This is a genomic window from Cellulomonas avistercoris, from assembly GCF_014836445.1.
Classification (GTDB): Bacteria; Actinomycetota; Actinomycetes; order Actinomycetales; family Cellulomonadaceae; genus Cellulomonas; species Cellulomonas avistercoris.
In genome coordinates this window covers 52360-67750 of sequence record NZ_JACSQV010000014.1, presented here as the reverse complement: position 1 = coordinate 67750, position 15391 = coordinate 52360, and the positions used below count along the sequence as shown (strand labels likewise).

Here is a 15391-nt window from a genome sequence, read left to right as displayed (position 1 = left end):
GCGTGTCGTGACGACGCGCTGCGGGACGCCCTGGCTCCCTCGCCCACGGGGCCGCCGCGACCTGTAGATGATATGTAGACTGCCCGCATGGCTGAGACGACGACGGTTCGCGTCCGTACCTCCACACGGGACGAGCTCAACTTGCTCAGCGCCGAGCGCGGCGAGCCCGTGGAGGCGGTCATCCGCGACGGCATCGCGCTCCTGCGCCGCGAGCAGTGGCGGCGCAAGGCCGAGATCGACGCCCGTGCCGCCGCTGCCGACCCCGACGACCGCGCCGAGGTCGCATCCGTCCTGCGCGACCTCGCCGGGTGATGCGCGGGGACGTCTACCGCCTGAGAGCGCACGAGGCTCGCGGGCACGAGCAGCGCGGGCCACGGTTCGCCGTGGTGGTGCTCGCCTCCCGGTTCGACCACCTCAGCACCTGGTTGGTCGTGCCGACGTCGACGCGCGCGCGCCCGTTCGTCTTCCGACCCGCCATCGAGATCCCGGGGCACGGCGAGACCCTCGCCCTGTGCGACGCGCTCACGGCCGTCGACCCACAGGCGCGTCTCGGCGAGCTCGTCGGATACCTGCAGCTGGAGGCCATGCAGCGCATCGACTACGCCCTCAGCGGCCTGCTCGACCTGCCGGACCACCAGCGCTAGCCGCACCGGTGATGCCGTGAGCGCGCAGGAGGTCCTGCTGGGTGCGGTGGCCGTGGCCGTCCTCGTCGGTGCTCGTCGTGGCGCTGGTGGGGGCCGTGTTGCGGGTCCCCCCGGTGCCGTCAACGTGTCCGCGGCGCACACGGCACGTGCGCCGTCGTCGGCGCCGTGATGGTCGTCGTCGGAGGCGGGGCGGTCACCGCGCGGTCACCGGATGTTCCCCGACGCGTCACACGCGATCGACGCCCCGGCCACCGTGGGTGAATCCGGCGAGGCACCCACCGGCGGATCCGTCACCGTCGTGCCCGTCAACCGGTCCGCATGATCGAAGCACGACGTCACCGTCGTGACCGCACCACCATATGGCTCCGCCCCCCGATGATGGCCCGACGCCCATTTCAGCCGGGTAGGTGACCGGGGTCCCGGCGTGTCTGACCACGCGCTGCGTCACACCCCGTCGCTTCACTTGCATCACCGGCGTTGAGGCTCGCACCGAATCCGACGGCGACGTCGCGCGTCGGTTACCCGTTCGGTCCACGTGCGTCGTGACCGAGCGGCGTACCCGAACGACGTCGACAGACACGACGCTTGCTCATGAGCCCGGAGATGCGCTCACCTTCGACGCCTCAGGCACGCGACACTGCCATCGCTACGCATCCCGTCAGGCGGCACCCCGTGAGGGGCAGTCATTCGGCTGGAAGGCGTCCAAGAACTCCTCCTTCGTCATCGTTCCATCCTCGACGAGAAACTCGCCCGGACTCGAAGCGACGGACGAGAGCTCCTCCGCGTACACCACTGTCCCAAGATTCTGGCCGCCGACGACGAGGTCGATACCGAATGCGCCGCCCCAGTCCGGCGACGCGCCCGCAGCGGTTCGCCACTCCGACGCCTCAAGAAGCACCCCGCCAGCCACTGGGCCGTGGTACCCGGTAGCGCGCCACGCATGAGACTCGTCGAGGTCGAAGTCGTCCCCTACGAGGGGTGTCACGACCACCGACTCCACCTCGACACCTGGGCACGTCGGCAGGAGCACGACTGGCGAACCGTCGCGCCACCCCATCCCCACGGGAGGAGTCTCTGGTTGCGAAGGCAGCAGTGCGCACGACGTACAACTGAGAAGGATCACAGCCGATGCTGCAGCATAGAATGTTCGCTTCACTTGCATCCGCCGCCCTTCAGTACCACACCGTCACCCGGTCAGATTCTCAATCCAGTGTCGATGTATCACCGAGCGCCTGTGGCGCGCCCGTATATCGCCGTGCGCTTTCCAATCGCCCTGGCTGAAAGATTGCCGGCACTCGACCCTGGAGCTCTGTCTCGACCAACGCCCTACGTGCACATCACGACAGCACCGCGGCCGTGATCGCGGTGGCAACGCCGACGATCAGCGCCTCACCGGGCCAACCCAGCGCCGCCTTCTCCCACTGCCTAGCCCCCGTCGTACTACCGAGAAAGCTAAACAGCAGGTCGCGGAGAAAGAGCAAGACCATCGACCCGAGCCCAGCGAGCGCGAACCCAGCCACGGCACTTGAGGACGCAATCAGCGAAATCACCCACGCCCCGATGCCGATGAGGATCGACAACGGCACACCCAGGAGGAGCCAGGCGCCCAGTGCGCCTTTCGAGTGTGACTGCGGGTCCTCCGAGCCCGATGGAGACCAGAAGGCGAACCACGAGTTCCGCATTCGGCTGGCGCTTCGACCTTCAAATAGGGAAACCCCTACGACTGCCGCCGACGACAGGACGCTAACGAGCGGGCCCGCGCCGCTGGGCGGAGGAATGTCAGACGAGCCCTCGGATCTACGTCTGCGCTTCGCGATCGCACTCACCTCCCACGACTGTAGTTCTTGCGCACAGAGAAGCTATAGGCCCCGACGTCGTAGCCGAGAATTATTCTGTCAGCAGTCCTGCCCCACGTGTGCTGTCGAGAACTCCAGCGCGCACTCGAGGCCCTCAGGTCTCTAGCTTCCTTGTTCTTTGACTTGCCCAATCTCCGCATTGCGATAAACCTATTGAATTGCAGGCGGCTCACGCCTCTCATAGCAACACCGACGCCAGCCGGCCGGCATAAACCCGGTGGCCGCCAAACCGGCGCCGGCATAGTTTTTCTGCTGAAGATTAGATGCAATCTCCGCTATTGTCCACACAGCGCCTATCCCCGCACATAGTCCACACCCCAGCATGGCGCCAACGTTGAGCCCGAGCCGCACGGCTCCGATGATTGTAGTGCCGTGGTCTCCCCAGACTTTTTTTGAGGCTGAACGTCCCGTCGAGGTCGAAGCTGTTGATCGGGTCGGTCGGGTACACGTACGCGTTGTCGACCCCGCCCTCCACCGGGTCGACCGACAGGAACCTACCCAGCCCGGGCAGGTAGACCCGTGCGCCCATCTCGATGGCGGCGAGCTGCCCGGCGTGTTCGTAGAGCTTCTGGTGCTGCCCGACCCAGGAGTTGTCCGCCTCCCCGGGCAGGTTGTCGGCCACCGCGTCATCCGCGCCGGCGGTGCCGATCAGGCCGGTGGTCGGGTCGACCGGTTGACCGAACGGGTCGGACCAGACCAACCCGCCCGTGCGCGCTCCGGCGGCGTTCGCTGTGGCGACGACGTCGCCGTGGATGTTCGGGTAGGACCACACCGCATCCCCCGCCACCGGCAGGTTCACGACCACCCCACCGGGCAGGGTCAGCACCCGCGCCGTGACCGCACCGGCCGCGTCGAGCAGCAGATCCGGAGAATCCCCACCACCGGAGAACCCGTACCGCACCACACTCGTGGACCCGGCAACCGTCTGCGTGCGTTCCACGATCCGATCCGAGGCATCACGCCCGTACACGACCTTCGTGCCGTCGGCGTCCGCACTGGACACGTGCCGATCCGCCTGGTCATAGCCGAACGTCTGACCCGCCAGGCCCGTGGTGTTCCCCGACGCGTCATACGCGATCGAGGACCCCGCCACCGTCCGCGAGACCGGGGAGGCACCCGCCGGCGGGTCCGTCACCGTCGTGCCCGTCAACCGGTCCGCATGATCGAAACACGACGTCACCGTCGTGACCGCCACCCCATCGAACACATCCCGCGACGACGTGCGGTTCCCGTTGGCCCCGGCCCGCGGATTCACACCACAGCCACCGGCAGCAGCGAACGAGTACGACAGATCGTGCCGCGGGATCACCGCACGCACCAACCGCCCCGCACCGTCATACCAGTACGACGACGACCCCGACGTAGCCCCCTCCGACAACGTCGCCGACAACACCCGACCCGACTGCGACCGCACCACCCGATCCGACCGGACTCGACCCCGCCCTTGATCGGTCACTCCGTGAATACCCACATGAAGAACAGTCCCAAAAAGACGACCAGCGACACCGATCGCAGCGCTGAAGGGTTCGCCCACGCCTCCAGCACGGTCTGGTCGGCGGTGCGTCGCTTCACCTCCACGAGCGTCAACGCCACCATGATCGCGCCGGCGCCGATCACTGCATACTCCATTCGTCGACTCAACCCCTCGTCGCGCGCCTCAGGCGAGCCCCGCCCGGCGAAGTGACCGCATAGATTCGGGATTATTGATGATTGCCGGGGGTCGGGCCTCATTTATGGAAGCGTTCAACGCTGCCCGAAAACGACGCGTCTGCCAGACGACAGGAATCTCGAGGACGCGACCGTCCTGCCACTCGATGTCGACTACCGGTCCGTAATATGGAATCCAGTGGTACGTCGCGTTGGCCAGCTCGGACAGCTCGAACACCTCAACCCCGTGACCATCGTCACGTGTCAGCACAGTACCGACGATACCTAGAGTGAGATGAGATCTCCGGAGCCACATGGCCATTGCGACCACTCCGACAGTGGCGATCGAACTCACGACGTACGACCAAGGCGGCCTCATAAACACCCAGCATGCCAACCAGGAAGACACGATAGTGAAAAGGTAAGCGGGCCAACCGAGAGATGCCGTCTCAGTTGCAGCGTAGCGCGGGCCTGGCTGGGTCACCTGCGCTTTCCCCCGAATCGGCTTGTTACCGTCGAAGCCCACCAAGTCTGGGCTACCAGAGCCTTCGCAAGGAACCGGTTCCTGGTGGCGTTCTTGGCTGAGTGCCATGCCACCCCCATAGCTCCTTCTCTAGCGAGGACTCTCATTCGGCCCCCCTTGGATAGCGCCATAAATCCTCCCTTAGCCACTGTGCCCGCGCGAACTAGAGATCCAAGGCCCCCTGTCACCACGTTGAGCGCGGCGCCGGCCACGGCGCGCCTTGCCGCAGATCTATGACCGCCGATCGCGTACGCTGCACCCGCCGCGATCCCCGTCGCTAGCGTCACAGCCTGACACGCCGGCAGCGGACAGAAGGCGACGACTGAAGAGACCGTCTCAAGCACGCCTCCTAGACGACGCCAATTGAACATCCCGCTCAAGTCGTAGGCGTTGATCGGGTCAGTCGGGTACACGTAAGCGTTGTCGACCCCTCCCTCGACGGGGTCGACGGACAGGAACCTACCGAGTCCTGCGAGGTAGACCCGTGCGCCCATCTCGATGGCGGCGAGCTGACCGGCGTGTTCGTAGAGCTTCTGGTGCTGCCCGACCCAGGCGTTGTCCGCCTCCCCGGGCAGGTTGTCGGCCACCGCGTCATCCGCGCCGGCGGTGCCGATCAGGCCGGTGGTCGGGTCGACCGGTTGACCGAACGGGTCGTACCAGACCAACGCCCCGGTCCGCGCTCCAGCACCGTTCGCGGTAGCGACGACGTCACCGTGGATGTTCGGGTAGGACCACACCGCCTCCCCCGCCACCGGCAGGTTCACGACCACCCCACCGGGCAGGGTCATCACCCGCGCCGTGACCACACCAGCCGCGTCGAGCAGCAGATCCGGAGAATCCCCAGCACCGGAGAACCCGTACCGCACCACACTCGTCGACCCGGCAACCGTCTGCGTGCGCTGCACGATCCGATCCGACGCATCACGCCCGTAGAGCACGCTCGCCCCGTCGCCGTCTGCACTGGACACGCGCCGATCCGCCTGGTCATAGCCGAACGTCTGACCCGCCAGACCCGTGGTGTTCCCCGACACGTCATACGCGATCGACGCGGGCAGCACCGTCCGCGACACCGGCGAGGCACCCACCGGCGGGTCCGTCACCGTCGTGCCCGTCAACCGGTCGGCGTGGTCGAAGCACGACGTCACCGTCGTGACCGCCACCCCATCGAACACATCCCGCGACGACGTGCGGTTCCCGTTGGCCCCGGCCCGCGGATTCACACCACAGCCACCGGCAGCAGCGAACGAGTACGACAGATCGTGCCGCGGGATCACCGCACGCACCAACCGCCCCGCACCGTCATACCAGTACGACGACGACCCCGACGTAGCCCCCTCCGACAACGTCGCCGACAACACCCGACCCGACTGCGAGCGCACCACCCGATCCGTCACCGGACCCGACCCCACGAACGACCACACCAGCTGCGCCAACGCACCAGCCGGATCCCGCGCGATCGCCACACCCGTCCCGTTCCCGGCAGCACCCGAACCCGCCGGGTAGCTCACCGAGACGACGTCCCCACCCGGCCCGTACACCGGCACCGCGACGACCTTCCCACCATCGAGCAGCCGCACCGCACGCCCGTCCGCGTCGTACTCCACGCTCGAGTCGAACACCTGCGCACCCACCGCCGTGCGCGACGCGCTCGGCCGACCCGCGCCGTCATAGGTCGTGGTCGTGACCACACCCCACACATCCGTGTACGACACCACCCGCCCCAACAGGTCCACCCTCGTGGTCGTCGTCCCCGACCCCGGGGACGACGAGTCCGTCGTGGCCGACACCAACGGATCCCCACCCACCGCGTACGACGTGCTCACGGTCCGCGCCGCCGTCGACCCCAGCGCCGGGTAGGTCACCTTGGTGACCCGACCCCGCGCGTCATACGTCGAACACGTCCACCCCTGCGCCCCCGACACCCGCGTCCCCACGGCCCGCCCCAGGTGGTCGTACACCACCGACGTCACCACCGGCTCACCCGCCGCAGGAGTCGGCTCCGTCGTCGTCTTCAACAGCCCTGCGGGCTTCGCTCCCGCCGGCACGCTGCAGACCGACGGCTGGGTGTCCGACGACCCGTAGTACCCGTACGTCGTCCCCCGCGCCGCACTGAGCGTCCCGCCCGCCGTCGCCGCCGGCAACCACCGAGCCGTCCGCCGCCCGAACCCACCGGACTCGAACGCGGTCGTCGTCGTCAACGCCAACCCCTCCGGGTCCTCGACGCTCGTCGTCGCCCGCCCCAACCACGGCTCGGACCCGAACCCGGTCCGCGACCTCTGCACCGGCACCTGCCCCGCCGCGACCGCGGGCGTGCCGGACGGCACGGTCCCGGGCACCGCGTCATCGACCGTCGTGCTGGTCGCCAGGCCGTAGTCCGGCTGCAGCGCCGCATCCGGGATCACCCCCGAGGTGACACCAGGCCCCGCCCACGACAACGACAACGACGCCGCACCAGCCTTGTTCACGTAGTCCACGCGGACCCGCGCGGGCCCCGCCGCCGCCCGCACCACCGTCCCGGCCACCGCGACCAGGTCCGGCGGACTGACCACCAGCACGTCGTCGACCCACACCCGCACCGAGTCGTCCGCCGTGGCCGTCAACGTGTACGTCCCCGCCTGCGGGAACGTCAGCACGCCGGTCAGCCGCGCACCCCACGGCGCAGCGGTGATCGCGGCGTCCGGCATCCCCGTGGCCCAGTTCCGCGACAGGCCACCGGTGGTCAGACCCAGCGCGAACGCCTTGGGCGACCCCGCGAGGCCGGCCCCCGCGTAGTACGCGACGTTCAGCCCGCGCATCCCCTCGTCGAACCCGGTCGAGGTGTGGGCCACCGACGCCGCACACGCCGCCGTCGGCCGACGGTCGGCACCGAAGCACGACGTCGGCGCCGGGCCGTAGCTGTCCGTGGCCCGGTCCCGCGCGTCGTAGATCGTCGTCGAGGTCCGCCCCGCCGTGTCCGTCTGCGACAGCACCAGGTCCTTCGCCGCGTCCCACGTCTGCGACGACCGCAGCCCCAGCGCGGACACGTCGGACGTCTGACGCCACGCTCCGTCGAACGTCACCGTGCGCGCATGCCCCGGCACACCCGTGCGGTCCACGTGCGTCGTGCCCGCATCGGCGTAGACGAACGACGTCGTGAGCCGCCCGGCGGTCGCCACGCCGTCCGCCGCCGGCAGCGTGATGCTCGTGGCCTTCGGCGCGACCGTCGACGGACCGGCCCGGTCGTACGCGATCGCGACCTTGTTCGCCGGTGATACCGCACGCGCAGGGTCCGCGGCCAGCCAGTCCGTGATCGCCGGTGTCCGCAGCCCCACGAGCTCGCCGGACGACGCGTACTCGAAGTCCGTGACCTCGTCACCCGGGTCGACGATCCGCACGAGCCGACCCCCGGAGTCGTACCGCAGCCACGTCGACTCCCCCACGCCCGTGCCGGACGCGGGCGGGTACACGATGCGGCACGCCATGCCGGCGGGCGGCGCGGCGAAGCCGGCGGCCACGGGGCATGCCTGCCCGCTGCCCTCCGGCGCGGTGTCCCCGCCGTAGAAGAAGCGCACCTGCTTGCCCGACGCCCGGTCGGTCACCGTGTCGAGCTGCCCGGTGAACCCCCGCCACGCGATCTTCGGTGATGCCGGGGTCTTCACGTCCTCCGGGGGTGTCGACGACTCCAGACGCCCGTTGGTCCCGAAGACGTAGACGGTGCCGTCCTCGTCCGTCAGGTTGACCTGACCGGTGGCCGAGAGCCCCAGGACGCCGTACTCGCCCTCGGGGGCGCCGTACCCGCCGGACGACCGCGCTCCCGCACGGCCCCGCGGCAGCGCCGGCGCACGTCCTCCCGTAGGGGGCGTGCGCCCCCGGACGCCGCTCTGCCATAGTCACCGCATGCACACGAAGGTGTCGATTCCGGGCACGTCCACGGCCTCGCGGTCGGTCGCCATCGACCTCGTCCGCGTGGTCGCCGTCGTGGCGATCGTCCTGGGCCACGTGTGGGGCGAGGGGGTCGTCCGCGAGGTCGTGCACCCGTGGCACGTGCCGGTCTTCTTCCTGCTGTCGGGGTACCTGTGGCGCTCGGGCCGGTCGCTCAGCGACGAGGTGCGGCGGCGGACGCCGACGCTGCTCGTCCCGTACGTGGCCTGGCTCGTCATCCTGCTGCTGGTCGTGGTCGCCGTCGCCCTCGCGCGGGGCGACGGCCTGCCGCTCGGGGCCGTACGGGACGCGCTGCTCGGCGGCGCGTACGCCGGGCGTCCGTTCTCGGCGTTCTGGTTCGTCACCGCGCTGTTCGTGGGCGTCGTCCTGTACCGGCTGCTCGACCAGGGCGCGTGGTACGTGCGGTGGGTCGGTGCGCTGGCGGGGCTGGTGCTCGGCTACCTCGTCCCCGACGTCCTGGCCGCCGTCCCGCTCTCCGTGGGGCTCGCGCTGCCGTGCCTCGTCTTCATCGCGGCCGGGCATGAGCTCGCGCGCTGGCGGCCCCGGCTCGGGGACCGCGCGGCCGTGTTCGTCGGCGCCGCCCTGGTGGTGCTCGGTGCGATCGCCGTCGCCACGGGGCTGTCGGCCCCCGTCGACCTCAAGCAGGCGGACCTCGGGACGCCGGTCGTCAGCGTGCTCGTCGCCGTCATGATCGGCGCCGGCCTCGTGCTCCTCGCCGAGGTGGGGACGCGGGACCTCCCCGCGGGCGCCGGGCGGGCCGTCGTCGCGCTCGCCGCCGCCGCGCTCCTCGTGGTGCTGACGCACGCGCTCGTGCTGTGGCTGCTGGGGACGCCGCCGCAGGGGCGCGTGCTCGACGCGGTGCTCGCACTCGTCCTGCCCTGGGCCCTGGGCCTGGCGCTGCTGCGCGTGCCGGCGGCCGCCCGCGTGCTGCTCGGCGGTGCCGCAGCCCGCGGGTCGCGCACGCCCGTCCGCTGACCCGTCGGGACGGACGGGTCACGCGGCCGTCCCGTCGACAGGAATTCTCAACTACGGTGGTCCCGTTGAGAACGACATCGGTCGGACGTTCGGGAGGTGCGGCATGATCGGCCAGCGGGTGACGCGCCAGCGCGTCGCGATCGCGGAGCTGCTCGAGGACGTCGACGAGTTCCGCAGCGCGCAGCAGATCCACCAGATGCTGCAGCAGCGCGGGCAGGAGATCGGGCTCGCCACCGTCTACCGGACGCTCAACGCGATGGCCGAGCAGGGCCACCTCGAGGTCTTCCTGCAGCCCACGGGCGAGCACACGTACCTGCGCTGCGAGCCGCGGGCGGAGCACCACCACCACCTCGTGTGCCGCACGTGCGGCCGTACCGTGGACGTCGCGGCACCGGAGCTCGAGCAGCTCGTCGAGGCGCTCGCCGCGAGCCACGACTTCACGGACGTCGAGCACTCGCTCGACTTCCTCGGCACCTGCCGGGACTGCGCCCGCGCCTGAGGAGGAGCCATGACCGACACCGCGACGCACGCGGAGGCGGTCGTGGCGCTCGTCCGCCGCTGGCTCACGCAGGCCGCCGACGCACCCGTCGACCCGGCCGCCCGGCAGCTCGCCGCGCTGCTGCGCGAGCCGGACGGCCTGGCGTTCGCCGTCGGGTTCGTCGACGGCGTCGTGCGGCCCGAGGACCACACGGTCGCCGCGCGGCGGCTGCACGAGCGCGCCGCGCGCCCGCCCGCGTTCCTGCCGCCACCGCTGCGGGTCGCCCTGCGCGTGGGTGGAGCGCTCGCGCCGACGCTCCCCGGCGTCGTCGTGCCGGTCGCGCGCCGCGTCCTGCGGCACCTGGTCGGGCACCTCGTGGTCGACGCGACCGACCGGCGGCTCGGCGCCACGATCGCCCGGCTGCGCCGCGACGGCACGCGCCTGAACGTCAACCTGCTCGGCGAGGCCGTCCTGGGTGGTCGTGAGGCGGCGCGGCGGCTCGCCGGCACGCGGCGCCTCCTCGCGCGCGACGACGTCGACTACGTGTCGGTCAAGGTGTCGTCCGTCGTCGCACCGCACGCGCCGTGGGCGTTCGAGGAGGCCGTCACCGACGTCGTCGAGCACCTGGCGCCGCTGTTCGAGCAGGCGGCCGCGGCCACGACGCCGAAGTTCGTCAACCTCGACATGGAGGAGTACAAGGACCTCGACCTCACCGTGGAGGTCTTCACGCGGCTGCTGGACCGCCCCTCGCTCGTCGGGCTCGAGGCGGGGATCGTGCTGCAGGCCTACCTGCCGGACGCGCTGCCCGCGATGCAGCGGCTCCAGACGTGGGCGGCACGACGACGCGCGGCGGGCGGCGCGGGCATCAAGGTGCGGCTCGTCAAGGGCGCCAACCTGCCGATGGAGCACGTCGAGGCCGAGCTGCACGGCTGGCCCCTGGCGACCTGGGGCACCAAGCGCGAGACGGACGCGCACTACAAGCGCGTCCTCGACTGGGCGCTGCACCCCGACCGCGTCGCGAACGTCCGCCTCGGCGTGGCGGGGCACAACCTGTTCGACGTCGCGCACGCCTGGCTGCTCGCCGGTGAGCGCGGCGTCCGCGACGGGGTCGAGCTCGAGATGCTGCTCGGCATGGCGCCCGGGCAGGCCGACGCGGTGCGCCGCGACGTCGGGACCCTGCTGCTCTACACGCCGGTGGTCGCGCCGCAGGAGTTCGACGTCGCCATCGCCTACCTGGTGCGCCGGCTGGAGGAGGGCGCGTCGGACGACAACTTCATGTCCGCGGTCTTCGACCTCGCCGACGACGACGCCCTGTTCACCCGCGAGCGCGACCGGTTCCTCGCGTCCCTCGCGGACGTCGACCGGCCCGTCCCGGACCGGCACCGCGTGCCCGACCGGCACGCGGCCGTGCCCCCGTCGGCGCCCGGCGCCTTCACGAACACCCCCGACACCGACCCCGCGGTGCCGGAGCACCGCGCGTGGGTGCGCGACGTGCTGGCGCGCGTGCCCGCGTCACGCCTCGGCTCCCCCACGATCGACGCCGCGCGGGTGCACGACGTGGACGCGCTGGACGCGCTCCTTCGCGACGCGCGCCGCGCCGGCCAGGAGTGGGGCCGGCGCCCGGCGTCCGAGCGGGCCGCGGTCCTCGACCGTGCCGCCGACGCCCTCGAGGCGCACCGCGGCGACCTGCTGGAGGTCATGGCGTCCGAGGCGGGCAAGACCGTCGACCAGGGCGATCCCGAGGTGTCCGAGGCCGTCGACTTCGCGCACTGGTACGCCGAGCTCGCACGCGGGCTCGAGCACGTCGACGGTGCACGGTTCGTGCCGGCCGCGCTCACGCTCGTCACGCCGCCGTGGAACTTCCCCGTCGCGATCCCCGCCGGCTCGACGCTCGCGGCGCTGGCCGCAGGGTCCGCGGTCGTCCTCAAGCCGGCCGGGCCCGCCGAGCGGTGCGGCGCGGTGCTGGCCGAGGCGCTGTGGGAGGCGGGTGTGCCGCGCGACGTCCTGCGCCTGGTGCAGGTCGAGGAGGCGACGCTCGGCCGCGCGCTGGTCGCCCACCCCGTCGTGGACCGCGTGATCCTCACCGGCGCGTACGAGACGGCCGAACTGTTCCGCTCGTTCCGCCCGGACCTGCCGCTGCTGGCGGAGACGAGCGGCAAGAACGCGATCGTCGTGACGCCGAGCGCGGACCTCGACCTGGCCGTGCGTGACGTCGTCGCGTCCGCGTTCGGGCACGCGGGGCAGAAGTGCTCGGCCGCGTCGCTGGTGGTGCTGGTCGGGTCGGTGGCGACGTCGCGCCGGTTCCGGTCGCAGCTGCTCGACGCGGTGTCGTCCCTGACCGTCGGTCCGCCGCAGGACGCGCGCACCCAGATGGGGCCGCTCATCGAGCCCGCGATGGGCAAGCTGCTGGTGGGGCTGACCGAGCTCGAGCCGGGCCAGGCGTGGGCGCTGGCGCCGCGCCGGCTCGACGACGCGGGCCGGCTGTGGACGCCGGGTGTCGTGACGGGGGTGCGCCGCGGGTCGCGCACGCACCGGACCGAGTACTTCGGGCCCGTGCTGGGCGTCATGACCGCCGCGACGCTCGACGACGCGATCGACCTGGTCAACGACGTGGACTACGGCCTGACCTCGGGCCTGCACAGTCTCGACGCCGACGAGGTCGCGCGGTGGCTCGACCGCGTGGAGGCGGGGAACCTCTACGTCAACCGCGGCACGACGGGCGCGATCGTGCGCCGCCAGCCGTTCGGCGGGTGGAAGCGGTCGGCCGTCGGACCGGGCACCAAGGCGGGCGGGCCCAGCTACCTGGCGGGGCTCGGCTCGTGGACGTCGGCACGCGCCACCACCGGCACGGCGGTGACGCACCCGCGCGTGCTCGCGCTGGTCGAGGCCGCACGCGCCGAGCTGCCGGCCGCCGACGCCGAGCGCGTCCAGCGCGCCGCGCGCAGCGACGCCACCGCGTGGCACGACCTGTTCGCGGCGCGCGACGTCAGCGCGCTGGTCTGCGAGCGCAACGTGCTGCGCCACGTGCCGGTGAGCGCGCCGGTGCTGGTGCGGCAGTCCGCCGGGGCGCCGGTGGTTGACCTGGTCCGCGTCGTCGCCGCCGCGGCGCTCGCCGGGTCGCGCGTCGTCGTGTCGGTGCCCGCAGCGCTGCCGCCGCGGCTGACGGACGCGGTCTCGGCCGTCGGGCCGCTGCAGGTCGAGGACGACACGGCCTGGGCGGCCCGCGTGGGCGGGCTCCCCGGTGGCCGCGTGCGCCTGGTCGGGGGGACGGCCGCCGACCTCGCGGCCGCCACGGACGGCCGCCCCGACGTCGCGACCTGGGACCACCCCGTGACCGAAGCGGGGCGCGTCGAGCTGCTGCCGTTCGTGCGCGAGCAGGCGGTGAGCGTCACGGCCCACCGGTTCGGCACGCCGCACCACCTGACGGACGACGCGCTGCCCCTGGGCAGCTGAGGTGCAGGGCGGCTGAGGTGCAGGGCGGCTGAGGTGCAGGGCGGCTGAGGCGCAAGCGGGCTGAGCGCCGGGGCCTCGCCCCTCAGTCCCGCGTGAGGGGCGGGTGCAGCGTCGTGACGTCGCCCCGCCGGTAGACGGTCGCGGGGCGGCCCCGGCCCTCGGTGCGCGTGCGGCCCGTGTCGACCAGCAGACCGGGCACGCCCGTGAGCTTGCGGTGGAAGTTGCGGGGGTCGAGCGTCGCGCCCCACACGGCCTCGTACACGCGCCGCAGGTCCCCGATCGTGAACTCGGGCCCGCAGAACGCGGTGGCCAGCGAGCTGTACTCGAGCTTGGCGCGGGCGCGCTCGAGCCCGTCGGCGAGGATGCGCGCGTGGTCGAACGCGAGGGCCTCGCGCTGCGCCCGCGCCACGGGGACCCACGCGGCCTGCGCGGCGTCCGTCCCGGCCCGCGGTTCGGGCAGGTCGGGGGCGAGCGCGAGGTACGCGACGGAGACGACGCGCATGCGCGGGTCGCGCCCGGGGTCGCCGTACGACGCGAGCTGCTCGAGGTGCCCGGGGACGTCGTGCACGCCCGTCTCCTCGGCGAGCTCGCGCTCTGCCGCGGCGTCGAGGCCCTCGTCGGGCCGCACGAACCCGCCGGGCAGCGCCCAGTGCCCGCGCCACGGCTCGGCGCCGCGCTCGACGAGGAGCACGTGCAGCTCTCCGCCGCGCAGCGTGAGGACGACGAGGTCCACGGTCACCGCGAACGGCGGGAAGTCGGCGGGGTCGTACCCGGGGAGCGTCACACGACCACCATATCTCGTCAGGTTGACATCAAACCAGTGGGCCATTTATCGTCGTCGTGACATCAAATCACTCAGGGCTCCGAGCCCACCACGGAGGCACCGACATGGCCACCATCACCCGCTACCCCCTCGTCCGGCACCTGCGCTCGACCCCCACGGCCCACGTCATGCAGATGACGGGCGGGCAGCTGCGCCGCTCGGGCGTCGGCCTCGCCTTCTGGTTCCGCCCGCTGACGGCCGTGCTCTCGGAGGTGCCCGTCGACGACCGCGAGCTCCCGCTCGTCGCCCACGCCCGCACCGCCGACCTGCAGGACGTCACCGCGCAGGTGACGGTCAGCTACCGCTTCGAGAACCCCGAGGTCGTCGCGCAGCGCCTCGACTTCAGCATCGACGCCGGCACCGGACGCTGGACCGCCGACCCGCTGCAGCAGGTCGGCCAGCTGCTCGGCGAGCTCGCCGCCGGGCACGTCATGGACGCGCTCGCCGGCAGCACGCTGCGCGAGGCCGTGTCGTCGGGCACCGGCCCGCTGCGCCACCAGGTCACCGCCGCGCTGCTCGCCGACGAGCGCGTCGCCGCCACCGGGCTGCGGGTCCTCGGCGCGCGCGTCGGGTCGGTCCGCGCCGACGCCGACCTCGAGCGGGCGCTGCAGACCCCGGCGCGCGAGGGCGCCCAGGCCGAGGCCGACCGGTCGACGTTCGAGCGGCGCGCCCTGGCCGTCGAGCGCGAGCGGGCGATCGCCGAGAACGAGCTGAACAACCGCATCGAGCTCGCGGGACGCGAGCAGCAGCTCGTCGCGCAGGAGGGCACCAACGCCCGCGTCAGGGCCGACGAGGCCGCGGCCGCGGCCCTCATCGCGGCCCGCGCCACGGCCGAGCGCCGCCACCTGCAGGCCACCGCCGACGCCGAGGCCACCCGCCTGCAGGGCGAGGCGGACGGCGCCGCCGAGCGCGCCCGCATGGCCGCGCTGGCCGACGTCGACCAGGGCGTGCTGCTCGCGGTCGCGCTGCGCGAGCTCGCGTCGCACCTGCCGGCGATCGGCCAGGTCACCGTCACGCCCGACCTGCTGACCGGTGCGCTCGCCGCGCTCACCGCCGGCCGGGGTGAGTGAC

Annotated in this window: 12 protein-coding genes; 6 read left to right on the top strand and 6 right to left on the bottom strand. The window is 72.0% G+C overall.

Annotated features, from left to right (window positions below; genetic code table 11):
* The first annotated feature begins 87 nt into the window (after positions 1–87).
* Both H9657_RS15375 and H9657_RS15370 read left to right on the top strand, forming a co-directional pair.
* Positions 88–312: a hypothetical protein gene (locus H9657_RS15375; RefSeq protein ID WP_191784299.1), complete on the top strand. Its 225-nt coding sequence runs from the start codon at positions 88–90 to the stop codon at positions 310–312.
* Positions 312–644, top strand: coding sequence for a type II toxin-antitoxin system PemK/MazF family toxin (locus tag H9657_RS15370; RefSeq protein ID WP_191784354.1), 333 nt, complete (start codon positions 312–314; stop codon positions 642–644). Before H9657_RS15375 ends, H9657_RS15370 begins: the two co-directional genes overlap by 1 nt.
* Before the next feature lie 658 nt (positions 645–1302).
* Here H9657_RS15370 and H9657_RS15365 read toward each other — a convergent pair.
* The 5 genes from H9657_RS15365 to H9657_RS15345 all read right to left on the bottom strand — a co-directional run bounded on the left by H9657_RS15365 (position 1303) and on the right by H9657_RS15345 (position 8044).
* Positions 1303–1674, bottom strand: a complete 372-nt coding sequence (locus H9657_RS15365) for a hypothetical protein (RefSeq protein WP_191784298.1) — start codon at positions 1672–1674, stop codon at positions 1303–1305.
* Between the two features lie 307 nt (positions 1675–1981).
* The gene (locus H9657_RS15360; RefSeq protein WP_191784297.1) at positions 1982–2224 is read right to left on the bottom strand and encodes a hypothetical protein; all 243 of its coding nucleotides are present in this window, start codon (positions 2222–2224) and stop codon (positions 1982–1984) included.
* A 535-nt stretch (positions 2225–2759) separates the two neighbouring features.
* Positions 2760–3818 (bottom strand): RHS repeat-associated core domain-containing protein, encoded by a 1059-nt coding sequence (locus H9657_RS15355; protein WP_191784296.1) that lies wholly within the window; start codon positions 3816–3818, stop codon positions 2760–2762.
* A 134-nt stretch (positions 3819–3952) separates the two neighbouring features.
* Positions 3953–4129 carry a hypothetical protein gene (locus tag H9657_RS15350; RefSeq protein WP_191784295.1) on the bottom strand — a complete coding sequence of 59 codons (177 nt, stop codon included), beginning with the start codon at positions 4127–4129 and terminating at the stop codon, positions 3953–3955.
* A 498-nt stretch (positions 4130–4627) separates the two neighbouring features.
* Positions 4628–8044: a PA14 domain-containing protein gene (locus H9657_RS15345; protein WP_191784294.1), complete on the bottom strand. Its 3417-nt coding sequence runs from the start codon at positions 8042–8044 to the stop codon at positions 4628–4630.
* A 502-nt stretch (positions 8045–8546) separates the two neighbouring features.
* On the opposite strand from H9657_RS15345, the gene H9657_RS15340 reads away from it, so the two are divergent.
* From H9657_RS15340 to H9657_RS15330, 3 genes are all read left to right on the top strand, one after another.
* Positions 8547–9566: an acyltransferase family protein gene (locus tag H9657_RS15340; RefSeq protein WP_191784293.1), complete on the top strand. Its 1020-nt coding sequence runs from the start codon at positions 8547–8549 to the stop codon at positions 9564–9566.
* 103 nt (positions 9567–9669) lie between these two features.
* Positions 9670–10065, top strand: coding sequence for a Fur family transcriptional regulator (locus tag H9657_RS15335; protein ID WP_191784292.1), 396 nt, complete (start codon positions 9670–9672; stop codon positions 10063–10065).
* Positions 10066–10074: 9 nt separating this feature from the next.
* Positions 10075–13497 carry a proline dehydrogenase family protein gene (locus H9657_RS15330; protein WP_191784291.1) on the top strand — a complete coding sequence of 1141 codons (3423 nt, stop codon included), beginning with the start codon at positions 10075–10077 and terminating at the stop codon, positions 13495–13497.
* A gap of 82 nt (positions 13498–13579) precedes the next feature.
* On the opposite strand, the gene H9657_RS15325 is transcribed toward H9657_RS15330, so the two are convergent.
* The gene (locus H9657_RS15325; protein WP_318241535.1) at positions 13580–14281 is read right to left on the bottom strand and encodes an NUDIX hydrolase; all 702 of its coding nucleotides are present in this window, start codon (positions 14279–14281) and stop codon (positions 13580–13582) included.
* Positions 14282–14385: 104 nt separating this feature from the next.
* Here H9657_RS15325 and H9657_RS15320 point away from each other — a divergent pair, with 104 nt between their 5' ends.
* The gene (locus tag H9657_RS15320; protein WP_191784289.1) at positions 14386–15390 is read left to right on the top strand and encodes an SPFH domain-containing protein; all 1005 of its coding nucleotides are present in this window, start codon (positions 14386–14388) and stop codon (positions 15388–15390) included.
* Position 15391 lies beyond the last annotated feature (1 nt).

Coding starts and splice junctions, on each gene's coding strand:
- H9657_RS15375 (WP_191784299.1), top strand. CDS start 88: ATGGCTGAGACGACGACGGTTCGCGTCCGTACCTCCACACGGGACGAG.
- H9657_RS15370 (WP_191784354.1), top strand. CDS start 312: ATGCGCGGGGACGTCTACCGCCTGAGAGCGCACGAGGCTCGCGGGCAC.
- H9657_RS15350 (WP_191784295.1), bottom strand. CDS start 4,129: ATGGAGTATGCAGTGATCGGCGCCGGCGCGATCATGGTGGCGTTGACG.
- H9657_RS15340 (WP_191784293.1), top strand. CDS start 8,547: ATGCACACGAAGGTGTCGATTCCGGGCACGTCCACGGCCTCGCGGTCG.
- H9657_RS15335 (WP_191784292.1), top strand. CDS start 9,670: ATGATCGGCCAGCGGGTGACGCGCCAGCGCGTCGCGATCGCGGAGCTG.
- H9657_RS15330 (WP_191784291.1), top strand. CDS start 10,075: ATGACCGACACCGCGACGCACGCGGAGGCGGTCGTGGCGCTCGTCCGC.
- H9657_RS15320 (WP_191784289.1), top strand. CDS start 14,386: ATGGCCACCATCACCCGCTACCCCCTCGTCCGGCACCTGCGCTCGACC.